The organism is Tunturiibacter psychrotolerans (assembly GCF_051013365.1).
Lineage (GTDB): Bacteria > Acidobacteriota > Terriglobia > Terriglobales > Acidobacteriaceae > Edaphobacter > Edaphobacter psychrotolerans_A.
On sequence record NZ_CP132941.1, the window covers coordinates 4,639,784 to 4,662,604 of the forward strand.

23 protein-coding genes are annotated in these 22,821 nt (G+C 57.4%); 15 read left to right on the plus strand and 8 right to left on the minus strand.

Annotated elements, in window-relative coordinates; genetic code table 11:
- Positions 1-28: 28 nt before the first annotated feature.
- A complete protein-coding gene (locus tag RBB76_RS19530; protein ID WP_429629373.1) occupies positions 29-1,186 on the minus strand; it encodes an MFS transporter in 1,158 nt (385 codons plus the stop codon).
- Between the two features lie 59 nt (positions 1,187-1,245).
- On the opposite strand from RBB76_RS19530, the gene RBB76_RS19535 reads away from it, so the two are divergent.
- The 5 genes from RBB76_RS19535 (at position 1,246) to RBB76_RS19555 (ending at position 5,973) form a co-directional block, all read left to right on the plus strand.
- Positions 1,246-2,136 carry an SCO family protein gene (locus tag RBB76_RS19535; protein WP_429629374.1) on the plus strand — a complete coding sequence of 297 codons (891 nt, stop codon included), beginning with the start codon at positions 1,246-1,248 and terminating at the stop codon, positions 2,134-2,136.
- A gap of 71 nt (positions 2,137-2,207) precedes the next feature.
- The gene (locus RBB76_RS19540; protein ID WP_429629375.1) at positions 2,208-2,546 is read left to right on the plus strand and encodes a hypothetical protein; all 339 of its coding nucleotides are present in this window, start codon (positions 2,208-2,210) and stop codon (positions 2,544-2,546) included.
- A 151-nt stretch (positions 2,547-2,697) separates the two neighbouring features.
- On the plus strand, positions 2,698-3,075 hold the full coding sequence (locus tag RBB76_RS19545; RefSeq protein ID WP_429629376.1) for a hypothetical protein: 378 nt from the start codon (positions 2,698-2,700) through the stop codon (positions 3,073-3,075).
- Between the two features lie 69 nt (positions 3,076-3,144).
- On the plus strand, positions 3,145-5,007 hold the full coding sequence (locus RBB76_RS19550; protein ID WP_429629377.1) for an ABC transporter ATP-binding protein: 1,863 nt from the start codon (positions 3,145-3,147) through the stop codon (positions 5,005-5,007).
- Between the two features lie 150 nt (positions 5,008-5,157).
- Entirely contained in the window at positions 5,158-5,973 is an 816-nt protein-coding gene (locus tag RBB76_RS19555; protein WP_429629378.1) for a class I SAM-dependent methyltransferase, read from the plus strand.
- Here RBB76_RS19555 and RBB76_RS19560 read toward each other — a convergent pair.
- On the minus strand, positions 5,970-8,054 hold the full coding sequence (locus RBB76_RS19560) for a S9 family peptidase (protein WP_429629379.1): 2,085 nt from the start codon (positions 8,052-8,054) through the stop codon (positions 5,970-5,972). The genes RBB76_RS19555 and RBB76_RS19560 overlap by 4 nt on opposite strands.
- Positions 8,055-8,188: 134 nt before the next feature.
- Between RBB76_RS19560 and RBB76_RS19565 the strand changes: the two genes are divergently transcribed.
- The 3 genes from RBB76_RS19565 (at position 8,189) to RBB76_RS19575 (ending at position 10,456) form a co-directional block, all read left to right on the plus strand.
- Positions 8,189-8,869 (plus strand): DUF4142 domain-containing protein, encoded by a 681-nt coding sequence (locus tag RBB76_RS19565; protein ID WP_429629380.1) that lies wholly within the window; start codon positions 8,189-8,191, stop codon positions 8,867-8,869.
- Between the two features lie 84 nt (positions 8,870-8,953).
- A complete protein-coding gene (locus RBB76_RS19570) occupies positions 8,954-9,745 on the plus strand; it encodes a TPM domain-containing protein (RefSeq protein ID WP_429629381.1) in 792 nt (263 codons plus the stop codon).
- Between the two features lie 126 nt (positions 9,746-9,871).
- Positions 9,872-10,456 (plus strand): LemA family protein, encoded by a 585-nt coding sequence (locus RBB76_RS19575; RefSeq protein WP_429629382.1) that lies wholly within the window; start codon positions 9,872-9,874, stop codon positions 10,454-10,456.
- Between the two features lie 72 nt (positions 10,457-10,528).
- On the opposite strand, the gene RBB76_RS19580 is transcribed toward RBB76_RS19575, so the two are convergent.
- Both RBB76_RS19580 and RBB76_RS19585 read right to left on the minus strand, forming a co-directional pair.
- A complete protein-coding gene (locus tag RBB76_RS19580; protein ID WP_158945525.1) occupies positions 10,529-10,876 on the minus strand; it encodes an STAS domain-containing protein in 348 nt (115 codons plus the stop codon).
- Between the two features lie 14 nt (positions 10,877-10,890).
- Entirely contained in the window at positions 10,891-11,331 is a 441-nt protein-coding gene (locus RBB76_RS19585) for an ATP-binding protein (protein ID WP_429629383.1), read from the minus strand.
- Positions 11,332-11,665: 334 nt separating this feature from the next.
- Here RBB76_RS19585 and RBB76_RS19590 point away from each other — a divergent pair, with 334 nt between their 5' ends.
- The 6 genes from RBB76_RS19590 to RBB76_RS19615 all read left to right on the plus strand — a co-directional run bounded on the left by RBB76_RS19590 (position 11,666) and on the right by RBB76_RS19615 (position 19,581).
- Entirely contained in the window at positions 11,666-12,841 is a 1,176-nt protein-coding gene (locus RBB76_RS19590) for a magnesium transporter MgtE N-terminal domain-containing protein (RefSeq protein WP_433963455.1), read from the plus strand.
- A gap of 39 nt (positions 12,842-12,880) precedes the next feature.
- Complete coding sequence (locus RBB76_RS19595) at positions 12,881-13,957, plus strand: CgeB family protein (protein ID WP_429629385.1); 1,077 nt, start codon at positions 12,881-12,883, stop codon at positions 13,955-13,957.
- Positions 13,954-15,507 carry a GMC oxidoreductase gene (locus tag RBB76_RS19600; RefSeq protein ID WP_429629386.1) on the plus strand — a complete coding sequence of 518 codons (1,554 nt, stop codon included), beginning with the start codon at positions 13,954-13,956 and terminating at the stop codon, positions 15,505-15,507. The genes RBB76_RS19595 and RBB76_RS19600 overlap by 4 nt, the downstream gene beginning before the upstream one ends.
- Positions 15,508-15,571: 64 nt before the next feature.
- Positions 15,572-17,140 carry a VWA domain-containing protein gene (locus RBB76_RS19605; RefSeq protein ID WP_429629387.1) on the plus strand — a complete coding sequence of 523 codons (1,569 nt, stop codon included), beginning with the start codon at positions 15,572-15,574 and terminating at the stop codon, positions 17,138-17,140.
- A 56-nt stretch (positions 17,141-17,196) separates the two neighbouring features.
- A complete protein-coding gene (locus tag RBB76_RS19610) occupies positions 17,197-18,201 on the plus strand; it encodes an aldo/keto reductase (RefSeq protein WP_429629388.1) in 1,005 nt (334 codons plus the stop codon).
- 129 nt (positions 18,202-18,330) lie between these two features.
- Entirely contained in the window at positions 18,331-19,581 is a 1,251-nt protein-coding gene (locus RBB76_RS19615) for an Nramp family divalent metal transporter (protein WP_429629389.1), read from the plus strand.
- Positions 19,582-19,594: 13 nt separating this feature from the next.
- On the opposite strand, the gene RBB76_RS19620 is transcribed toward RBB76_RS19615, so the two are convergent.
- Entirely contained in the window at positions 19,595-20,068 is a 474-nt protein-coding gene (locus RBB76_RS19620; protein ID WP_429629390.1) for a (deoxy)nucleoside triphosphate pyrophosphohydrolase, read from the minus strand.
- A 52-nt stretch (positions 20,069-20,120) separates the two neighbouring features.
- Entirely contained in the window at positions 20,121-20,843 is a 723-nt protein-coding gene (locus RBB76_RS19625; RefSeq protein WP_429629391.1) for an HAD family hydrolase, read from the minus strand.
- Positions 20,844-21,112: 269 nt separating this feature from the next.
- On the opposite strand from RBB76_RS19625, the gene RBB76_RS19630 reads away from it, so the two are divergent.
- Positions 21,113-21,622, plus strand: a complete 510-nt coding sequence (locus tag RBB76_RS19630) for a pyridoxamine 5'-phosphate oxidase family protein (protein WP_429629392.1) — start codon at positions 21,113-21,115, stop codon at positions 21,620-21,622.
- Between the two features lie 18 nt (positions 21,623-21,640).
- Here RBB76_RS19630 and lolA read toward each other — a convergent pair whose 3' ends face one another.
- Together lolA and RBB76_RS19640 are read right to left on the minus strand one after the other, a co-directional pair.
- Positions 21,641-22,201 carry an outer membrane lipoprotein chaperone LolA gene (gene lolA / locus RBB76_RS19635; RefSeq protein WP_429629650.1) on the minus strand — a complete coding sequence of 187 codons (561 nt, stop codon included), beginning with the start codon at positions 22,199-22,201 and terminating at the stop codon, positions 21,641-21,643.
- 71 nt (positions 22,202-22,272) lie between these two features.
- Complete coding sequence (locus tag RBB76_RS19640; RefSeq protein WP_429629393.1) at positions 22,273-22,800, minus strand: type II secretion system protein; 528 nt, start codon at positions 22,798-22,800, stop codon at positions 22,273-22,275.
- Positions 22,801-22,821 lie beyond the last annotated feature (21 nt).

Consider the following 22,821-nt stretch of genomic DNA (forward strand, 5'->3'; position numbering starts at 1 on the left):
CCCATCGCAGGAAAAGCAGACCGGAGAATCAGCCTGCGATCGGTCGGGTTCGCGGCGCAAAAAGACTCATAGCCAGCAACCCCAGGGCTGCCGCAAAGGGGAGAGCCAACGCCAACTGCAATGATCCGGTTTTCGTAGAGACCACCCCCATCATCCACGGCAGCGCAGCCGCCCCCAGTCCGGAGACTGCCACCACAATTCCCGCCTGTCTCGCTGTCGGCCTTTCTTCGATCAACAGCGCAAAGGTAGCAGGAAAAAATGGCGCCAGACTGAACCCGAGGAGCACTGCAAAGCCGGCAATCGTCAAGGAAGAATGCGCCGTCGCCAACGCCACCGTGAAAACAGAGGCTAGCACCAAGCCCCCACGTTGCGCGGTCTTCTCACCCACGCGCAGCATTACCGCTGAAGCGCCCACACGACCAAAGGTCAGCGCCATCCAGAGTAGGAGCGTCGTATACTCGCTCACCGCCAGTGTCTTATCGCCGTATCGCAATGCGAAGGTGGTCAGCCAGCCACTCAGGCACGTCTCTAATCCGCCATAAAGCACGAGCAATCCCGCGAAATAAAGATAGACTCGCCCACTCAGCCCAGCCCGTGGCCCAGCTTCCGCAGGCGCGGTTTCAGGGGCTTCGATAGATGAAGCCTCTCCGCGCAACTGCACCCATAGCACCAGCAGGCCGATAACAAACAATCCCGCAAATCCTTCAAGTACTCCCCTCAGCATAAAGTGCGGCAACAGCCACGCGGCCAGGAGCGCAGACAGCATGGCTCCGAGGCTGAACGAAAAGTTAAGCAGCGACAGCGCGGATCCACGATGAGAGGTGAACCTGCGACCCGCCAGTATGTTGACTGACGTGATGATCTGTCCCAGACCAAATCCACCCACGAACAAACCCACGGAGCCCACCACCATCGAAGGAGCGACAGCGAATCCACCAAAACCCACGGCGCCCGCGATCAACCCGACAAGAAGGCTTCTTCTTAGTTTCTTCGACACCGTTACTCCGCCGAAAAACGCACCGCAGAACTTCGCGGTCATCAGCAGGCCACTTTGCGAGTCCAGCATCTCCCATCGTTTTGCGAGCAGCGGAAGAATGGGTCCGAGCAACGCCGTCCCAAGGCCAGCCAGCATCAACCCAAAGTGCATCAGCCCCAAAGAGGGTGCCTGCGTCTTACTTTGTTCCATCCATCGACCCCTGCGTAATCTCGCGTTGCAGCCATTATCATTGACTTAGGAGTCTGCCCGTGTTTCGTAAGCCCCTATTTCTTCTCGCTTTCCTTATTTTTCTCCCCGGATGCCGTCAAAGCGCACCGCCTACTGTCTCCAAACAAGCTTCCGCCGCGCAGACCTTCACCATTCGCGGCAGAGTCGTCTCTACCGATGCCACGCACGTCACACTTGATGGCGAAGATGTCCCCGGATTCATGGAAGCGATGACGATGGACTATAAGCTCGCAGATCCCAGTGTCGTCAGCGAACTTCACCCCGGCGATCGCATCACCGCAAAGGTCCTTGCAAACAAGGTGGGCGATAACTATGGAGATGTTCGTCTCGACGATATCGTCGTCATCGCGCAGGCACGCCCCGATTACAAGCCTCCCGTCTCCTACCACGTCCCCACAGCAGGCGATGTTGTCCCCGACTTCAAACTCCTGAACCAGAGCGACCGCACCATCCATCTGAACCAGTTCAAAGGCAAGATCGTTCTAATGACGTTCATCTACACTCGTTGCCAGCTCGCCGATTTTTGCCCCCGCATGAGCCGCAATTTTGCCGACATCGACAAGGCGCTCGCCGCCGATCCCGCCCTTTACAAACAGACCCACCTCATCAGTGTCAGCTTCGACCCCACCTATGACACACCCAAGGTTCTTCGCAGCTATGGTGGCGCCTACACTGGCAACTACACCAATGAAAGATTTCTTCACTGGGACTTCGCTGCTCCCACAGAGAAAGAGTTGCCTGCCATGACACAATTTTTTAACGTCGGCGTCACCCCGGGTGACAGCAAATCTCTAACTCACTCACTCTCAACCGTTCTGATCGACAAAGACGGAAAGATAATTGATTGGTACCCCACGAGCGAATGGAAGCCGGAAGAAATATTGGCCGCAATCAAGAAGAGCGCCGCTTAGTTTCGAGACAACAAGGAGCCGGAAAGGTTCATCTGACTATCTGTGTGCAAGACGCACGGAGGTAGTTCCCAATGAAACTCAATCGACTTGCTATTCCAGTACTTGCCATTTCACTTGCAACTCCAGGTCTCGCAATTGCTCAGTCCTACGCTGCGCCAGTTCCAGGTTACGGACAGGCCGGTGGCTGGGACGCTCCGCCACAGGAGTTCAAGGATATCCAGCGTCAGGGTTATCACGATGGCATCGAAGGAGCGCGGAAGGACTTCGACAATCATCGTCGACCGGACGTAAACAATCGCGACGAGTATCGCCACCCTCATGTTTCGAGCAGCGCACGGGGCGACTACCGTGATGGCTTCCGGCGCGGCTACGACACCGCAATGCAGCACCTGATGAACGGTCCGCGCTAAAAAAAGTAGCTAAAAAGGCAAGTTACATGAGCAAGAATACCCAGCCACCCAGGCTGGGTATTTTTTGCCTGCTTGCAGGTGCAACTTTGTGGGCGCCCAGCCTCACCCTTCAAGTATCCTGAGATGGCGCACTATCAAGGAGTTTCACCTCATGGCAAAGCTCACCATTGGCTTCGGCGTCCTGCTTATTCTGCTAGGCATTACTGGCTACGTCACCACGGGCAGCGCTCATCCCACGGCACTCATCCCTGCCGGTATTGGAATCTTTTTTGTCCTCTTCGGCATTATGGCGAACAGCGAAGACTCAAAAAAACGCATGCTTTGGATGCACATCTCCGTCACGGTTGCCCTGCTCGTGTTCTTGGGGATGATCCCTTCCGCGATCGACACGCTCAAGCTCTCCCGTGGCGCTTCGTTTCCTCATCCGATCGCAGTCGAAGAGAAGGGAGCGTTATGTCTTCTCAGCTTGATTTATGTATTGTTCTGCGTGCGCTCCTTCATCTCCGCACGCCGCACTCGCCATGTATAGTCGCCTCCCAAGCGTAAACTCAACTTAGCTATGTCTTCTTCCTTTGGTCCATCCAGCTTTGGCGGCGGTATGAAGTCCGTAGACCGCACCTCCCGCGGTACTAGCAGAGCTACGACAGCAGACCTAACAGCCTCGCGTCCGAAGCCAAAGCTGACCAAGGTTATGCCGGAGGTGTGGAAGCTGGTCAAGCCGCGTCGGTGGCTCCTCGCCGGCAGCTTCTTATTGATGGTCGTCAATCGCCTCTGCAGCTTTGCCCTGCCGGTCTCTTCGCGTTACCTGATCAATAACGTGATGTACAAGCATCAGTTGAATCTGCTTCCGTGGATTATCGGCATCGTCGCCACTGCCACTTTTCTACAGGGAGTATCCTCCTACACGCTGACGCAATTGCTTTCCACCGCCGGCCAACGGCTCATTTCAGAGCTGCGAACTCGGGTTCAACGACACATTGGCCGCCTCCCTGTAGCCTTCTACGACGAAAACCGAACAGGCACTCTCGTCGCCCGCATCATGACCGATGTCGAAGGCGTCCGCAATCTGGTTGGTACTGGCCTGCTGGAGTTTGTCGGCGGCATTCTGACCGCAATCATTGCCTTCTGCATCCTGATCCGAATCAGCGGACGCATGACGCTGCTTACTGTCTGTATTCTGCTCGTCTTCGGTCTCATTCTGCAGAGAGCCTTCAAAACGATCCGACCGATCTTCCGCGAACGCTCGAAGATCAACGCAGAGGTCACAGGTCGTCTCACCGAATCGCTGGGCGGCGTACGTGTGGTCAAGGGCTACCACGCCGAAGACAGCGAAGCCCGCGTCTTTGCCCGCGGTGTCGAACGTCTGCTCAAGAACGTAATCAGCTCGATCACTGCTCAGTCTCTGATGACTCTCTCCTCCACGATGGTGTTGGGAGTGGTCGGAGGTCTCATCATGTACCTGGGCGCCAAAGAGATTGCTGCTCATCGTTTGGATGTCGGCGGCTACGTGGAGTACACCATGCTGCTCGCCTTCATGGTGGCGCCCATCGTGCAACTTGTTAACATCGGGACACAACTCACCGAAGCCCTTGCAGGCCTGGACCGCACCACTGAGATTCTGAACGAACGCGAAGAGGACAGCGAGCCGAACCGTACGGTCGCCATCGGGCCGATACACGGCGATGTCGCATTTCAAAACGTAACCTTTGCCTACGAAGTCGACAAGCCCGTCCTCCACGGCATCAGCTTCGAATCGAAACCGGGAACAGTCACTGCGTTGGTTGGCTCTTCCGGCTCAGGCAAGTCCACCATCATCTCCCTCATCTGCGGCTTTCACACTGCTGTCGGCGGCCAGGTCCTCATCGACGGCATCGATCTGGGTACGATTCGCCTCAGCAGCTACCGCCAGCAGCTTGGCGTAGTCTTGCAGGAGACCTTCCTCTTCGATGGCAGCATCCGCGAAAACATTCTCTTTAGCCGTCCGCAGGCCACAGAGGAGCAACTGATGGAGGCCAGCCGCATCGCTCGCGTCGATGAGTTCGCCGAGCGCTTCCCGGAGAAATACGACACGGTCGTTGGTGAACGCGGAGTCAAGCTCTCCGGCGGCCAGCGTCAGCGTATCTCCATCGCCCGCGCCATCCTTGCAGATCCACGCATCCTTATCCTGGACGAGGCCACCAGCTCGCTCGACTCCGAGTCGGAAGCGCTCATCCAGAGTGGCCTCAACTTCCTGATGCAGGGCCGCACCACGTTTGTCATCGCGCATCGCCTCTCCACCATCCGACGTGCAGACCAGATTCTCGTCATCGAGCAGGGAAGGATTCTCGAACGCGGCACTCACGACTCTCTCTACAAACTACAAGGCCGCTACTACGACCTCTACACTCGGCAGCATGGTCTCGAAACCAATCTCTTCCTCGCCCCAGGCGAAGGCGACACAGTGGAAGAGGCCGCAGTGTAGGCTGGACTTGAGGGGAGCACTTTATGTTTGAGTTCATTAGGAAGCACTTTGCCGTGCAAGCTGAAAAGAACAAGAAGAAGCGCTCAGACCAAAACGCAGCCGATGGAGTAGTTTTTGCGGATACCTCTTCGCCGAGACGTTCGCATACGCATGGTTCACACAACAATAATCACGACGGACATTCTTTGCACTCCGGCCCCGGCGTTCCAGCCGATGGCGGCCACAGCGACGGTGGCCACAGCCATAGCTGCGGAGGTCACAGCTGTGGCGGACATTAGAGATGATTTCAACCAGACAGACGTCCTCGGAGAACAAGTGAGCCTGACCGAAACCAGGATGAACGTACAGGAACAGTTCGGCCAGATTGATATCTATGTCTTCGACCAGATTCTGCGTGGAAACATCACCAGTGGAATGCGTGTCCTAGATGCTGGCTGCGGCTATGGCAGGAACTTAGTACATCTCCTGCGTGAGGGGTGCGAGGTCTTCGCGGTAGACGCAGATGCTGAGGGCGTGGAGCATGTACGGGCTATTGCCGCTCAGCTGGCACCGGATCTGGCTCCAACTAACTTTCGCGTAGGCCAGCTTGATCAAATCGACTTCCCAGATAACTTTGCGGATGTAGTCATCTGCAACTCAGTGCTGCATTTCGCGCGGGACGACGCCCATTTCCTCGCAATCGTCGCAGAGCTTTGGCGTGTTCTCCGACCGGGCGGCTTGCTGTTCTGCCGTCTTGGTTCGCGTATCGGCATGGAGTTTGAACGGTTAAGAGGAAATATCTTCCGCATCAATGACGGCTCGGAGTGGTTTCTGGTCGACGAGGCGATGCTGATGCGACTAACGGATCAACTAAACGCCGTGATGGTGGATCCACTGAAGACGACAATCGTGCAGGACTACCGGTGCATGACGACGTGGGTTCTGCGGAAGCGCCGAACTGGAAGTGGTGGACGAGCTGGCGTCTAGTCCGCCACCCCAAGCTGCGTCAGCAAAAACGCATAGTCGAACGCAATCTCTTTAAGGTAGTCATATCGTCCCGAGGCACCGCCGTGTCCCGCATCCATGTTGATGTGCAGCAGCAGCGGAGTGTCATTCGTCTTCAGCGTACGCAGTCTGGCGACATACTTTGCCGGCTCCCAGTACATCACCTGAGAATCGTTCAGGCTCGTCTTCACCAGCATCGCCGGATAGTCTCCCGCCTTGAGGTTGTCGTAGGGCGAGTAGGACCGCATGTAAGCGAACGCCTCCGCTTCATTCGGGTTTCCCCACTCCTCATACTCAGCCACGGTAAGGGGCAGACTGGCATCGAGCATCGTGTTCATCACATCCACAAATGGAACGTGCGAAAGAACCACCCGGAATAAATCCGGCCGCTCGTTGACCACCGCGCCCATCAGCAAACCGCCCGCACTCCCTCCCTCAATCGCAAGCCGATCCTTCGCTCCATAGCCCTTTGCCACCAGTTGCTCCGCCACGGCGATGAAGTCACTAAACGTGTTGCGTTTCACCATCATCTTGCCAGCGTCGTGCCACGAATCTCCCATCTCGCCGCCACCCCGAATATGTGCGTAAGCGATGACAACGCCTCGGTCCAGCAGAGACAGACGCGAAGAACTGAAACCGATCGGCAACGGATACCCATACGAACCGTAGCCGTACACATAAATAGGATTCGTCGAGTCTCGTTTGAAGAAATCGCGGCGATACACGACCGATGCCGGAATCTTGACGCCATCGGATGCTTCGACCCACACTCGCTCGGAAGCGTAACGCGTCGAATCGAATCCGCCCGGAACTTCCTGCTGCTTCATAAGCTCCGAGGTTCCCGACGGCACGTCATATTCGTAAATCGATGCTGGCGAAACCAGGGACTGGTAGCTGTATCGAAGCTTCTTCGTCGCAAACTCCGGATTCATATTGGTCCCGGCGGAATAAACCGGCTCCGGAAACTCAATCTCTCTCGATCTGCCCAACTCCCTCGCCACTCCGAATTCGATGACGGTAAGAGTGGGGAGACCAAGCTTGCGCCTCGAACAAACACAAAAGGAGTCGAAGACGTCGAAGTCCTCAAGCGGAGCCTCCGCGTCGAGTGGAATCAGCTCCTCCCAGAAATCACGCCCCGGCTTCTCAACTTTAGTTGTAACCACGCGAAAGTTCTTTCCCACATCGTTGGTCCGGATGTAGAACAATCCGCCGCGATGATCGACCGAGTATTCCTGCTCATCGATGCGCGGCCCAATCATCTGAAACTCACCTTCAGGAGTCTTTGCAGAAAGGAACCGGCATTCGCTGGTTGTATGGCTGCCCGCCTCCATCAGCAGGTACTCGTTGTCACGTGTCTTACCGACTCCAAGATTGAAGCGTTCGTCCGTCTCTTCGTAGATCACTGCGTCGTCCGCAGCAGAGTCGCCCAGACGATGACGGAACAGGTGGTCATGTCGCTTCGTCACCTCATCCTCGGTAGTGTAGAAGAGTGTTTGCGAGTCTGCAGCCCAGGCAACCGATCCCACACGTTCCGCAGTGTCGGGTAAGTCCAGACCGGTCTTCAGATCGCGAATATGTAACGTGTACTGACGAAATCCTGTGTTGTCGGTTGAGTAAGCCAGCTTCGTATCGTCCATGCTCACCGACATCGCGCCTACTGCCATAAAGGGCTGACCCACCGCGAGCTGATTCACGTCCAACACGATCTCTTCGGGCTGCGATGGGTCAAACTTTGACCCCGTCGCCCGTCTCCGGCAGTGGATCGGATACTGGCTGCCCTCCACGGTGCGCACATAGTAGAACCATCCTCGCTGACGATAGGGAACTGACTCATCCGTCTCCTTGATATGCGAGAGCATCTCGGCGTAGAGCTTAGCCTGCAACTCCTCCGTCCCCGCCATGACGGAGAGCGTATAGGCATTCTCCGCCTTGAGATGAGCCAACACCTCGGGGGAGGACTTATCCCTCATCCACCGGTAGTTATCTTCGAGCCTGTGTCCATGCAGCGTTGTGGGTGTCGGTTCCTGGCGGGCGTGCGGTGGCTGGATAGTGCTTTGCGTCATTAATCGGAGCTCCATTGACAGGATACAGCGTCGTCCATGGGACGAAAGGCAACCATAAACTCCGCATGAACACCCAAATAGAGGTATGCGCTTGGCGAACGTCGGATAAAACCGCCAGCAACGGGAGCACTCCCATGAAACCTGACTCTGCTTACAACCTCATTCCCCGGACTCTGATTCTGAGCGCAGCATTCTTCGCCCCCACAATTCTTTTGGCTCAGCCTGACCTCATGGCGCAGGGGGCCTCACAGACACAGCCCAACCCGCCGCAACAAGCGCCCGCCTCTTCGACCGCGATCCAGGACTCCGCGACAAACGCCGGGGACGTCGGCCAAACCATGAAAGACAAGATCTTTCTCCACAAAGCTGCGCAGGGAGGCATGGCCGAGGTCAAGCTTGGCCAACTCGCGGCCCAGAAGGCAAGCGGCGACGATGTAAAAGCATTCGGCCAGAAGATGGTGGACGACCACACAAAGCTGAACAATGAGATGGCTCCCATCGCTGACTCCATGGGCGTGAGGTTGCCAAAGGATTTGAACAAGGAAGACCAGGCGGAGTACGACAAGCTCAACGCACTGTCCGGAAACAACTTTGATATGGAGTACCTGTCTTTCATGGTGAAGGACCACCACAAGGACCTTCGCGAGTTTCGCCAGGAGGCCGCCAGCACGACAGACCCAACCCTCCAGACCGCAGTCGCAAACGCAACCAAGGTCATACACGAGCACACGGTGATGGTCGACAAGCTTGCCCGCGAGAAGGTCATCCCCGTTCCACAGCGCGGTAGTGTGCCGAATCCCGCTCCGACCTTATAGGCACCATTTTGCGGGTCGAAGCGTCAAGGATAAGCTCGTACGTTTTGCTGGCTTGTAAAGCGTTAGGGCGTAGAATGACCATCGATGAACTATCTTTCGCGATGGCTTGCTATTGTCCTTCTGACGTTCGCGCCGTCGCTCGTGGTGACAGCGGAGTCGGTGAACACGCTGCCGGCGCCTACCGGCTATATCAACGATTTCGCCGGCGTTCTATCCCCCTCGACCAAATACAGCCTCGAAAATCTCTGCACTCAGGTCGATCGACAAGCCCACGCTCAAATCGCGGTCGTTACCATCAAAACTCTCGACAACGATGAGTCGATCGAAGAGTTTGCCACCGCGCTTGAAGACAAATGGAAAGTCGGCCCAAAGGGAACTGATCGCGGCGTCTTGATGATCTTCGTCATGACTCCCCGACGCGGCCGCATCGAGGTTGGTTACGGTCTCGAGGGCATCCTCAATGACGCGAAGGTCGGCGACATCGGTCGTTCGATGGTTCCAGCCGCCCAGCAGGGGGATTACAACACAGCTATTCCGCTCGGCGTGAGTCAGATTGCCCGCATTATCGCGACCGACGCAGGCGTCACCCTCAACCTCGCCCCACCGGTCCGCCAATACCAACATCAACAGCAGCAGCCCGTGCAGCTAACATTCACCGAGCTCCTCATCGGTGGCGGCGTCGTTCTGCTGATACTCTTCTTTCTCATCAAGACCGGCAATACCGGCCTGATCTTCTTCCTCCTGGGAAATCTGATGGGAGGCGGAGGGGGCGGTTTTGGTGGTGGCCGCGGACGAGACGACGACCGTGGAGGCGGCGGTTTTGGCGGCTTCGGCGGCGGCAGTTCAGGAGGCGGCGGAGCCAGCGGAGACTTCTAATGACCCAAATCTAGGCCAAATTACTGCAAAGAAACGCAAAGGAAACCGGTTCCAGTGATAAAGTACAGCCGGAGACGCCAACTTTCAGTAGCATCGAAATTTCAGACGAAGGGAAATTGAGGAAACATGAAATCTTTATGGGTTGTGCTTGGTGTTGTAGCTCTCCTCATCGTCGTTCTGCTCTTTATTGGAGGCAGCTATATCGGCGCGAAGAACACGCTGGTGCAGAAGAATGAGGCAGTCAATCAGGCGTTTTCACAGGTCGATGTTCAGCAACAGCGTCGTCTCGACCTCATCCCCAATCTAGTCGCTTCGGTGAAGGGGTACGTCTCCGAAGAATCAACGATTTTGACCAACATCGCCAACGCCCGCGCCGGCGTCCTCGCCGCAGGCGGCGACCACGCCAGCAACATCAATGCCAACGCAAAACTGGACGTAGCTCTCGGGCCGTTCTTCCGTCTGCAGGAGCAGTATCCGAATCTCAAAGGCAACGAGCAATTCAACCGGTTGACAGATGAGCTTGCCGGCACCGAAAACCGAATCTCCGTCGCACGTCAGCGTTACAACAAGACGCTTGAGGACTACAATGTTTACGTTCGGCAGTTCCCTCAGAGCATCTGGGCCAATATCGCGGGCTTCCATTATCGCGATGAGTACTTCAAGGGGAATCCCGAAAACAATGTGGCGCCGAAGGTCGACTTCTCGAAGTAGCGAAGCGAACTGACTTGGCCCAACAAAAAAGCCGTCGCATTGAGCGACGGCTTTTTTATGGAAGGATCGTGACTATTTGGTGAACGAAGAGATCGCCGTCGCTTCATCGTCTTTCACGTCGAAGACGGTGTAGAGCTTGGTGATCTGCAGCAGGTCGTGTACTTTCTTGGTCAGGTTCAAAAGCTTGAGTTCGCCGCCGCTGTTCTTGACGGTGGTGAAGGCACTGACCAGTTCGCCGATGCCCGAGCTGTCAATGTAACTGATGTCGCCCAGGTTGAGCAGAATCTTATTGGAACCTTTGGCCAGAACATCGCGCACGGCGTCGCGGATCGTCACGCTGCCTTCGCCTAGGGTAATGCGGCCGCTGAGATCCAGAATGGTGATTCCATCCACCTGGCGAGTTTTTACTTTCATGCTCATGTCTAGTGTTCTCCTTAGGTCCCCGACTGCGCGGGTGTTCGATGCTTGATAAGAGTCAGTTCTGTTCCCGGATGTAACTGGCGAAAGTTTACCTCATCCATGAAAGCCTTGATAAGAAAGATACCCCGTCCGGAGCCGCGGAGGATATTTTCTGGAGCGAGCGGGTCCGGAATCTTGTCTGGATCGAGCCCGGGGCCCTGGTCTGAGATGCGGATGATCAGCGAGTCTGAAGTCGTCTCAAACGACGCAATCACATGCTTGTTCGTGTCGTACGAGTTGCCGTGCAGCACAGCATTCACAGCGGCTTCGCGCACCGCCATGGCGATATGGGGAACGGTATCTTCGTCGAATCCAGCCCGTTGCGCTATCTGCTCAGCGGTCTGCTCAATCTTGTTAACACTGTCGAGAGACGAATCCAGGGTGAAGCTGACACGGCTTGTCGTTGAATCGGCCAAAGCAGTCCTTGTAATGCTGGTATGCCAGTCGTCAACGTTAGACAACAGCGATGATGGCAGTTTGCTTGTGGATTTCTCGAATGTCAAGGTGATGTCTCTTTTCTCCCGTGGATTTCAGTCCCTTTCTGGCCTCAAAGTTGACCAGACCGGCTCTTCCGGCACCCCCACCGGCAGCAAGGTGGGCTAACATGCGACTAAGGGCTACGTTTTAGAGTCGTGCCCGTAACTCGTTATGACAAAGCATGCTAATCAAAGGACGAGCGTTTCGGCCCTCCTGGGATCCACGGTTGAGGACGCCCAGGGGAGTCCCCTTGGCCATGTACGCGAGTTGGCTGTGGCCCCCTCCATTGACGCTGCCCACATTCACGGTATCCTCCTCAGGCTGGTCTCGGCCAAGCGGGACAAACAGCCGTCCATGATCCTGATCTCTCAGCTCGAACTTGGTCCCGGCGGCCACATGCAGCTCCGTAAAGACGCGCAACCCACTCCACTTCAAGGGGATGACGACTACCTTCTGCTTGAGCGCGACCTGCTCGACCAGCAGATTATCGACGTTCACGGGCATAAAGTTGTCCGCGTCAACGACGTCGACCTGGTATGGGAGAACTGTCAGGAAGACACTCCCGATCTCACTCTGCGCATCGCCGAGGTAGAGGTCGGCATGCGCGGGGCCGTCCGCCGCCTTCTCAAGGGCCTCCCCGCGACTTCCGTTGACCGTATTGCCTCCCGCTTCGGCACCAGTGTCATCCCCTGGGACTTCGTTGACCTGATCGAACGCGATCCGTCACGCCGTGTCCGCCTCAAGATCGAGCAGGATCGCCTCTCGAAGATGCACCCCTCCGACATCGCCGACATTCTCGAGGAACTGGCTCCCGCTGAGCGCCACGCTCTCTTTATCTCGCTCGACGAGGAGGTTGCAGCCGAGGCCCTCGAAGAGGTCAAACCGAAGATGCAACAGTCCCTCATCGAATCCCTCGACTCCGAACAGATCGCCGGCATCGTCGAAGAGATGGATCCAGGCGCCGCCGCCGACCTGCTCTCGGAGATGACCGATGAGCGCTCCGAGGCCATCCTCGAAGAGATGGACCCCGAGGAGCGTCAGGAGGTCGAAGACCTGCTTGAGTTCTCCGGCGACTCCGCGGCAGGCCGCATGACGACCGAGTATCTTGCCTTACCCGCCACAGCTCTCGTCGATCGGGCAATCGAGTCGTTGCGGGAGTATGAAGGCGACATAGAAAACATCACTGACGTTTTTCTACTCGACGAAGAGGAAAAGATCGTTGCGATGGTTCCACTCGTGCAACTGCTTCTGGCTGCGGCTGGTACTCCATTGGCCGATCTGCCCCGAGGCCACCTCGTCACCTGCAACGTCGACGCAAACGGACGAAAGGTCGCCGAGCTATTCGACAAATACAATCTGCGGTCCCTGCCGGTGATCGATCACGAGAAACAACTCGCCGGGGTCATTCATGCCGAACAGGTCATTGCTCTTTTGAGGGCGAGCCGCTAGAACAGACATCAGGCAAACGTAAAGGAAACGCAGCACCGCATGAAGATTCTGTACGCTACCGGCCTCTCACCGAACGATACCTCCCTCTATCGCCTCTGGGCGTTGGAGCGCCTCGGCCATCAGGTCATTCCGTTCAACGTCTTCGACTACGAGTCCAAAAACGCGATCTTTCGCAAGGTAAACCAGCGTCTGGTCATGGGACCCTCCGTGGCGCGCCTCAACAGCGATCTCATCAAAATCGCAGCGGCAGAAAAACCTGACATCCTCTGGACGGATAAGCTTCTCTACATCCGGCCCGGCACACTCGACCGCATGCGTGCGATGGATATCGTCACCGTCAGTTACATGATCGACAACCCGTTCGGCACCCGTCAGGACCCGGGCTGGCGCGTCTACATGAAGGACATTCCCCACTACGACCTCCACGTCGTCCAGCGCGACAAGAACATTCTCGACTACAAATCCCGCGGCGCCCGCGATGTCATCAAGATCCAGACCGCCTACGAACCGACACTGCAATTTCCCCCGCCCGACGGCTGGTCCGACGCCGACCGCAACCGCGAGGTCTCCTTCATCGGAACGCCCTACGACGACCGCGCCCAGACGCTCACCCGCCTGTGGCAGGAGTGCAAATTTCCAGTCATAATCTCCGGCAATCCACGCCAGTGGGCACGCGCCATGCAGCCCGTCGCCTACAAAGCTCTCTTCAACGGCGGCGAGCTCTTTCGCGACGAATACCGCGAAGGCATCTGGAAATCGAAGATCAACCTCAGCTTCATCACTCACTCCAACTGCGACGAGTTCGTGCACAAAAGCTTTGAAATCGCCGGCTGCGGAGGTTTTCTGCTCGCCGAGCGTTCCGACGGCCACATGCAGCGCTTCAAGGAAGACGAAGAAGCAGTCTTCTTCACCGGATTTGAAGAGTTAGTCGCGAAGATCCGCCGTTATCTTCCCGACGAGCCTGCGCGTCAACGCATCGCCGCCGCCGGTTGCGTTCGCGCAGCACGCGACGGCTACTACAACGACCGTCAGGTCGAGTTGATCGTCCAGCGCGCGCAATCGATCCTTGAAAAGATCAAGTCTTCTGCCAAAACAGAGCACGCGGGCAATCGGTGATTCACGATCTACTTCACGAGTCGCCCACCATCCTCAACGCGGACCTCTGCATCGTCGGTGCTGGAGCCGCGGGCATCACGCTTGCGGTAGAGTCCGCACAAAAAGGCAAGAAAGTTCTCCTGCTCGAAGGCGGAGGCGCGACCAGGGAAGACTCCTCCCAGTCCCTCTACGACAGCGAGATCGCCGGCCTCCCTCATCGCGGCATCCACACCGGACGCATCCGCGTAAAAGGCGGAACCACGGTTCGCTGGGGTGGCCAGATACTCGAACTCGACGCGCTCGACTTTACCCCTCGCCCCGGCGTCCCCGAAAGCGGCTGGCCGTTTCCCAAGTCCACCCTGACACCGTTCTACGAACGCGCTCTCTCGCTCGAAGGCCTGGCCAAGGTAGAACGCAGCGACGCAGCCGTCTGGCAGGACCTCGGCCTGCCTTTCACCCAATTCGACGACCTCGAAGCCTACCTCTCGCGCTGGTGCCCCGAGCCAAACTTCGCCCGCCTCCACCACAAAACCCTCATCGAGAACCCCAACATCCATCTCTGGCTCCACGCCAGCGCCGTCGACCTGATGACCGACGGCGAAGCCGCCACCGGCCTCCGTTGCCGCACCCTCACCGGAATCGAAGCAATCTTCCGCGCCCCGCACTACATCTTCGCGTTGGGCGGTATCGAAAGCTCCCGCTTCTTCCTCCAGCCTCGCCCCGGCGGCCTACCCTGGAACCGCTCCGGTCTCCTCGGCCAGCACTTTCAGGATCACATCGACTGCAACGCCGCCGCCGTCGAACCGCTCGCCCCGAAGCGATTCCACGACACCTTCGACCCCATCATCACCCACGGCTTCAAATACCTCCCCAAGCTCCGCCTCCTCCCACAATCACAGGCCGCACACAACACACTCAACATCGGCTCCACCATGTCCTTCGAGGACACAGGAAAAGTCCGCGGCCAGGCGAAATCCACAGTCCGCAACCTCATGCGCGCCCGCTTCAGCGAAATAACCCGCGACAACCTCCAGCACACCGCAAAGCACCTCCCCATGCTCGTTCACCAGGCCTGGCGCTACAAAGTCCAACGCCGCGCCTACAGTCCCCCCGAAGTCCGCATCTTCCTCCGCGTCCACTGCGAGCAGGAGCCCACCTCCCGCAGCAGCATCACCCTCACCGACCAGCGCGACCCCCTCGGCCTCCTCCGCATCCGCTTCGATTGGCAGATATCGAAGCGGGAACTGGACACCATCCGGCAGTATGTCCTCATCGCCCAGCGAGCCCTCGCCGACGTAGCCCGCATCATTCCCAACGAAGACCTGATGTCCGGCAGTCCCAACTTCCTCACCCGCTGCGACGACAGCAACCACCACATGGGCGGCATGCGCATGTCCACCTCCGACGCGACAGGCGTCGTCGACACCGACCTCCGCCTCTACGGCCTCACCAACGCCTACATCTGCAGCTCTGCCGTCTTTCCCAGCTCCGGCTTCTCGAACCCAACCCACACCGTCCTGGCCCTGGCCCTGCGCCTCAGTGACCATCTTTCCAAAAGACACAACAAATGACTGCAACTTCCGCGGATTCCTCGCCGTCAAACTGACGGAAGGCGTTCTTCAATAGAGACAGGCAATGTCCATTCGCTTCGCTCACGCTGCGCTGGCTGTTTTACTCTCGGCAACCGCATTCTCTACCTTGGCCCAATCTCCAGACTCATCCGGCTTCACTCTGCACACCCAAGCACGCGTCGTCGTCACCGACGTCACTGTCACCGAAGCGAACGGCAACCCCGTCCACCATCTAAGCCGCTCCGCCTTCCACATCTTCGACGAAAAAAAACCACAGAACATCGCCTCCTTCGAAGAGCACACCAGTGCGCAACCCGCCATCATCCCAACCACGGCACCCGCCGCCCCGCACATCTTCAGCAACGACTTCCTCCTCCACCCTCCGCCGGTCTTCAACGTCATCGTTCTCGACACCGTCACCATCGACGTCGTCACTCAGATGTACCTCTACCAGCAGCTCACCGACTTCATCAACACACTGCCTCCGCAGAACTCGCTTGCCATCTTCGTCCACAGTGGCGAATTCACGCTGTTGCTTCAGGACTTCACCACAGACCACGCTCTCCTGCACAGCGCCATCCGCAAAGCCATCCCCGTTCTCCCCATGCCGGGAGCGTGGTACGAAAACCGCCGGTACTACGGCTCCTTCCAGGCCATGCAGCAGATTGCTGTCTACCTCGGCCAGCTTCCAGGCCGCAAGAACGTGCTTTGGTATAGCGCGGGGGCCGGCCTGTTCTTCAGCGCCGACGCCAACAAATTACTACCGTTTCTCGATCCTCTGGTCGTCCGCGCCGTCTACGATCAACTCGAGGCCGGCCGCATCGCACTTTATCCCATCGACGTACGCGGCCCCAACTTTGACGGCATGTACCACCTGCTGCTGGACGACGAAGCCAAAGCCACCGGCGGACGCGCCATCTACAACAACAACGCCCTCGCCGACGCCTCCTCGAAGATCATCGCCGCCGACGCCGACTTCTACACGCTCTCCTACTCTCCTCGCGACTTCAAGCAGGACAATAAATGGCACAACGTCAAAGTAACCCTCGACGGCGGCCCCTACACTCTCTCCTACCGCACCGGCTACTACGGCGACGGAGCCAACGGCTCCGACCCGAACGAGGCGAAGAAGGCGAGAATCCTCCTCACCTCCAATGGCGAAAAGTTTAAACGCCCCGGAAACTACGACCAACTTATCATCTTCCAGGCAGAGGTGCAGCCCTCATCGGCCGTGTCCCTCCCAGAAGACACCCCAACCCTCCCCGAGAAGAAAAACGAGACGATCTACAACATCCGCTACGCTGTGCCCGCAGCCGACTTCGTTCCAGAGAACATCCCCGGCGGCCAGCGTGTCCAGATCGGGGCCGGGGCCATTGCCCTCAATCAAAATGGCCGCCCCGTCGGCCGCGTCAGTCAGAAATTCACCCTCAGCTTCGACGGCGACAAACTCACCAAAGGCCCGAACGGCAAAATCTACTTTGATCAGCAGTTCAGTCTTCCCAAAGGACAGAACTACCTCTTCGTCGCCGTCTGGGACACACTCGGCGGTCGCCTCGGCACCGTTCAGGTCCCCCTGGACGTCCCTAAGCGAGTAGAAGCATCCCACGATCAAACCAGCCAGCCCAAGCCTTGACCGCAATCACAACAGTCACTTCCCATCTCCCTCCATCTGCGCCAAAATCATCTGGAATGCAACTCATCGAATTAGCCGACACCGGCCGCACCACCACCCGTCTCGGCTTCGGCTGCTCCAGCCTCATGGGCGCCATGGGCCGACGCGCCTCGCTTGCCATCCTCGAAGCGGCCTATGACGCAGGCATCCGCCACTTCGACGTCGCTCCCATGTACGGCTACGGCGAGGCCGAGAGCTGTCTCGGCGAGTTCCTCCGACTCCACCCCAACCAAGTCACCGTCACGACAAAATACGGAATCCCTCCCGGAAAAAAGTCGCCGCTGATCTCGGCTGCCCGCCGCGTCGCAGCCCCCCTTATCAAAATTCTCCCGAGCGTGAAGCACCGTCTCGCACGAGCGGCAAACGCCGCCACTCGCCCCAGCGAAAAGGCCACCTTCACGCCGCAAGAAGCGAAGGCCTCCCTCGAACGCAGCCTCGTCGCACTACGCACCGACCACATCGACCTCTGGCTCCTGCACGAAGCCTCAGCGGCCGATTTTCAAGATGAAGCCCTTCTCAGTCTCCTCGAACAGGAGGTGCAAAGGGGAACCATCGGCTCCTTCGGTATAGGCAGCAGCGTGGACAAAATCCCAACCCTTCTGGCTGAGCACCCCGCCTACTGTCGCACCCTGCAATACGAGTGGTCCGTTCTTAACGCGAACATAGACGCCGCACATGCCGTCCCAGCATCGTCCTTCCGAATCCATCACCGCGCTCTAACCGATAACTTCCGCTCTCTCCATCGCGGACTCACAGCGAACATCGACCTCTGCAAGCGCTGGTCCGCGTCGACGAACATCGATCTCAGCAACGCGACCGATCTCGCCCGCCTCATGCTCAAGGCCGCGCTCCTGATGAATCCGGCGAGCATCCTTCTCTTCTCTTCAAAAAACCCGCACCACATCAACGCCAACGCAAAACTAGCAAACGACCGAACCCTCGAAGCACCTGCAGCCGCTCTCTACCGCCTCGTACAAGCCGAACGAGATCAGCTCTTCCACCGGCGGACCGGAGCGACCTAGTACCTGTCAGAAGTATCGTCTGCGCTTGCTATGCCAAGGCAGGAAGATGAGTTAGCCTGATAGAGGCGAACCTATACGTTCTCCCCAAAGCACAAATTTCATCCACTCGTCCGCACGCAAGGATAAGCAATGAGCTCATGGCGCACCTGGAGAACCCGACTCATTCTCATCTTTGCGGTGCTCGGTCCGGGCTTTATCACGGCCAATGTGGACAACGACGCCGGTGGCATCCTCACCTACTCCGCCGCGGGCGCACAGTTCGGCTACACGCTTTTGTGGACGATGATCCCCATCACCCTCGCGCTCATCGTCGTGCAGGAGATGTGCGCCCGCATGGGCGTAGTTACTGGCAAAGGTCTCAGCGACCTCATCCGCGAAGAGTTCGGTCTCCGCATCACCTTCGTCATCATGATCCTTCTGGTGGCGGTCAACTTTACCAACGTGGTTACCGAGTTCTCCGGCATCGCCGGCAGCATGCAGCTCTTTCACGTCAGTAAATATGTCAGCGTCCCCATCTGTGCGGCCATCGTGTGGGCTCTTGTGGTCAAGGGAGACTACAAGAGCGTCGAAAAAATCTTCCTCATCGCAAGCGTCTTCTACATCGCCTACATCATCACGGGAGTCCTCAGCGGCCCTGACTGGCATCTTGCTCTGGTGGAGACAGTCAAGCTGCCTCCACGCAACGTCTGGTCAGACAAAGACTACGTCTACACAACCGTCGCAGTCATCGGCACCACCATCACGCCATGGATGCAGTTTTACCTGCAGTCCTCCATCGTTGAAAAGGGTGTCAGCATCCGCAAGTACAAAACCTCACGGCTGGACGTCATCGTAGGCTCCATCTTTACCGATATTGTGGCCTGGTTCATCGTTGTAGCGTGCGCCGCCACCCTCTACACTCACGGCATCCGCCACATCAGCGACCCCTCAGATGCTGCAGGTGCGATGAAGCCTCTGGCCGGGCAATACGCCTTCATTCTCTTTGCTGCGGGGCTGTTCAATGCATCCCTGTTTGCGGCATCGATCCTTCCCCTATCGACCGCCTACACCGTCTGCGAAGGACTCGGCTTCGAGAGTGGCCTCGACAAGAGCTTCAACGAAGCGAAGTTCTTCTACTGGCTCTACAGCGTGCTGCTCTTTGCCGGCGCTGCCATCGTCTTGATCCCGAATTTTCCGCTGGTCAAATTCAGCATCCTCTCGCAGGTGCTAAACGGCATTCTTCTCCCTCTGGTCCTGGTCTTCATGTTGAAGCTGATCAACAAGCATGACCTCATGGGTACCTACACCAACAAGCCCTGGTTCAACGTCATCGCATGGACGACCGTCGTCATCGTCACATCCCTGTCGCTCATCCTCGTCTGGAATACACTCCACGGCTAGACGTTGGCTCCTGCTACAGCAGCTTGCCTTCAGAGAGATCCCGAATCAACCCAAGATCAGCCGCGAGAAAGTCATAGCCCGGCAGCTCCGTCAAAGGAGCCCACCGCATGTCATTGAAGATTCGGTTCTCCAACGTACCATCGAACTCCTGCACCACAAAAAACTGCAGATCGATCGACCCTCCGTTGCGATATTTGTGCCTGACCCTTGCCACCCGCCGGCCAATCACCGCAGTAATCCCCAACTCTTCGTTCAGTTCGCGAGCCAGCGCGTCCTCCGACGTCTCGCCAGCCTCAATCTTCCCACCCGGGAACTCCCACTTCAGGCTCATCGGCTGATCAGGTTTCCGTTGGCAGATCAATACTTCGAGTCCACGCCCGCCTTCGCTCGAATCCCCACGCAGAATCAGAGCCGCAACCACCAATCGGACTGGCTTCTGTACCGCGGCTTCAACATGCTCCTCGAGTTTGCGAATCGGCTCTCTCACCTGACTACAGATTAGACGATCTTCGCAGCCCAAAAGCTTCTATTCACTTTACTTAGGCCGGACGAACTGTTGCAGGATAGTAAACCGGCCAGCCTTCCTGCGCACTCCGCTCTGCCAAAGCTGGAGTTGGATTTACCGGAAAAGCCCGCCGTGCAATGGCCAGCATCGCCGCGTCGTGGACCGAGTTCCCGAAGACCGCATCAGGCGCCGTCACACCCGCCCGTTTGAGCGATGCCACCTTGCCCTCGTCCGTCGGAACATCCAGAATCGTGTCGGTCACCACCCCGTCCTTCACCTGCACCCGAGCCGCCAGCACCCGATCAGCCTGAATCCCAAAGCGCTTCATGCCCTCTTCAATCACCCAGTTATTCGTCGAGCTTACCGCCCAGATATCGACCCCTTTGCCCCGAAGCTCGTCCACTAACTCCTTCATCTCGGCAAAGATATTCGGTTCGATCTGGCTCGCAAAGAAGTTCTTCGCCGCCCGTCGCAGTTCGTCTTCTCGCAGCCGCTGGTACATCTGCACCATCTCCCCGCAGATCGCCACCTCAGACACTTCACCCTTCATGTATCCGCGATATCGAGAATCAATCCAGTCGGTCGCCTCTCGCGAGACAAGGCCGATCTCGATCGTCCACTTCATAAAACCGGTCCCGGCGTCTCCCGACCAAAGGGTTCCGTCGCAATCGAATACGGCAACAGAAGGAGAGAGGGAATAAACAGCCGAATGAAACTCCGAGGTACTCAGGCGACTCACTGAAAGAACATGGCTCACGATTTTGACTCTACTTTTCTGCGCGTCTCTTCCGCGCGTTGGCAAATGCGTCGATAGTTGTCTCTTCAATTTTACTACTCGCTCTACCCAAACATCACCCTCTTCTAACCGCAGTCACGTCTGAAATATGTAAGAAGATCTCCGAAAAAACGTAAATTGTTCGGAAAACATCACAAACTTTAACCTTTTTTTGATCTTGCAGCTTGATAGCTGGTCATACGCCAAACGTGCTCTTCGCTTGACGCATCTCAACGAATCGAGGAGCACTTATGAGCGAGTTCAAACAACTTACCGGCACTGAAGGTCTCAAGAAAATCGGTTCACTCATCGAAGACATTCCGATCGCCATGCTTGTTACAGCGGGAGAAGACGGCTCCTTCGATAGCCGCCCGATGGCAACTCACATCAAAAACTTCGACGGCACCGTCTGGTTCCTGACCCCACTAAAGTCCGGGAAAGTTCATGAGATCAAAGATGACTCTCACGCAACTTTGGTCTTCTCCGACCCCGCAAATGCAAAATACATCTCCGCCAAAGGACGCGCCTACGTCAATCAGGACCGAGCGAAGATTCATGAACTCTGGAACTCAATGTACAAAGCCTGGTTTCCCGCTGGCGAAGACGATCCCAACATCGCAGTCCTTCGCGTCGACATCACCGAAGCCGATTACTGGGAAGCTTCTTCGAGCAAGATCGTGCGTGGCATCAAATATCTCGCAGCAGCCGCAACCGGCGGCAAAGTCGAGGTCGGTGAAGCAGGCAAAGCCGTCATCGCCTAAAGCCAGTGGGAGCCGTCGTTAGATCGGCGGCAACCCCTCCACCACGCTAACCCCATCCGGCGGAACAAACGCAAAGTCCGCATCCTTCACGGGCACGTTCTCCTGCATTCCCGAGAAAGCAAACTCCGTCACCGCGCCATCCACTTCTTCGAGCTTCATCTGCTCAATCGCCCCACCCGCCGTCACCCACAGCGACAACAACTTCACCCTCTGCGACATCCCCTTCGGGACACCCGAGATCCGAAAACCCGACCCATCCGCCACCACAGTCAGATCATCAAGCTCCTTCTTCAGCTGCGTATGCCCCAGCAAAAACCGCAACGGCGACCGCAGATCATCCAACTGCTTCGCCGGCACCCGCGTGGCCTGGGCATCCCCCGGCGTATAAAACCACGCAAACTTCCCATCCAGCACAAACACCTTACCCACCGGCGCAGCGTAGCTCCACCGCATCCGCCCCGGCTTCTTCAGCAGCAGCGTACCCTCTTCCGAGCGATTCATCCCCATCCCGGCGTAGCTCTCCGTGTAATGAGCCCGCAGGGAAGTGAGATGGTTGTAGTGATCGTCCACCTTACGCACCAACGCGTCGTTCTCCTGCGCAACCAGCGGAGCGCACAAGAACGACGCGATTAAGAAAACCTTAGCCCACATTACTGAATAGGCTGTGTGCAGTTGGTTCCACCCGCGGGATCGTAGCGGATGGTGTTGTTCTCGTCCGTGCAGAACCCGCGGTCACCGGTCTTCCCGATCGAGTTCGGCACCGCCGTAATCTCAAACGACGTGTACATATCCTGATTGTTCACCGTCACCTTCGTGCAGTTGGTGATTGCGAACGTATAACCAGCCTTCTGACCGCTCGCGAGATCCGGCGTAATCAGCTGCGCCGCCTGCGCCGTCGGAGCACCAGACTTCGGGTCACCACCCAGCGTCGCCAGCGAACACGAAAACCCGTTCGCCGGATAAGCCGAGTTGTACTGCAGCTCCGCCTGGCCAATCGTCCGCAGCGACTGCACCGCCGAAGTCTCCTGCGCCTGCTTCCTCAGCTTCAACAGCTGTGGAACCGCCAGCGTCATCAGGATCAGCATCACCGACATCACGATCAGCAGTTCGATCAGCGTAAATCCATCTTCGTTCCGTCGTACCTGTAGCCCTGCGCGCAACCGGTCCCGTGCATTCATTGTCTTTTTCAATCCTCGGCA

Bases quoted from the DNA above. Each gene is read 5' to 3' on its own strand.
- RBB76_RS19530 (WP_429629373.1), bottom strand. From the start codon at position 1,186: ATGGAACAAAGTAAGACGCAGGCACCCTCTTTGGGGCTGATGCACTTT.
- RBB76_RS19540 (WP_429629375.1), top strand. From the start codon at position 2,208: ATGAAACTCAATCGACTTGCTATTCCAGTACTTGCCATTTCACTTGCA.
- RBB76_RS19545 (WP_429629376.1), top strand. From the start codon at position 2,698: ATGGCAAAGCTCACCATTGGCTTCGGCGTCCTGCTTATTCTGCTAGGC.
- RBB76_RS19550 (WP_429629377.1), top strand. From the start codon at position 3,145: ATGAAGTCCGTAGACCGCACCTCCCGCGGTACTAGCAGAGCTACGACA.
- RBB76_RS19555 (WP_429629378.1), top strand. From the start codon at position 5,158: ATGGTTCACACAACAATAATCACGACGGACATTCTTTGCACTCCGGCC.
- RBB76_RS19560 (WP_429629379.1), bottom strand. From the start codon at position 8,054: ATGACGCAAAGCACTATCCAGCCACCGCACGCCCGCCAGGAACCGACA.
- RBB76_RS19565 (WP_429629380.1), top strand. From the start codon at position 8,189: ATGAAACCTGACTCTGCTTACAACCTCATTCCCCGGACTCTGATTCTG.
- RBB76_RS19570 (WP_429629381.1), top strand. From the start codon at position 8,954: ATGAACTATCTTTCGCGATGGCTTGCTATTGTCCTTCTGACGTTCGCG.
- RBB76_RS19575 (WP_429629382.1), top strand. From the start codon at position 9,872: ATGAAATCTTTATGGGTTGTGCTTGGTGTTGTAGCTCTCCTCATCGTC.
- RBB76_RS19580 (WP_158945525.1), bottom strand. From the start codon at position 10,876: ATGAGCATGAAAGTAAAAACTCGCCAGGTGGATGGAATCACCATTCTG.
- RBB76_RS19595 (WP_429629385.1), top strand. From the start codon at position 12,881: ATGAAGATTCTGTACGCTACCGGCCTCTCACCGAACGATACCTCCCTC.
- RBB76_RS19605 (WP_429629387.1), top strand. From the start codon at position 15,572: ATGTCCATTCGCTTCGCTCACGCTGCGCTGGCTGTTTTACTCTCGGCA.
- RBB76_RS19610 (WP_429629388.1), top strand. From the start codon at position 17,197: ATGCAACTCATCGAATTAGCCGACACCGGCCGCACCACCACCCGTCTC.
- RBB76_RS19615 (WP_429629389.1), top strand. From the start codon at position 18,331: ATGAGCTCATGGCGCACCTGGAGAACCCGACTCATTCTCATCTTTGCG.
- RBB76_RS19630 (WP_429629392.1), top strand. From the start codon at position 21,113: ATGAGCGAGTTCAAACAACTTACCGGCACTGAAGGTCTCAAGAAAATC.
- RBB76_RS19640 (WP_429629393.1), bottom strand. From the start codon at position 22,800: ATGAATGCACGGGACCGGTTGCGCGCAGGGCTACAGGTACGACGGAAC.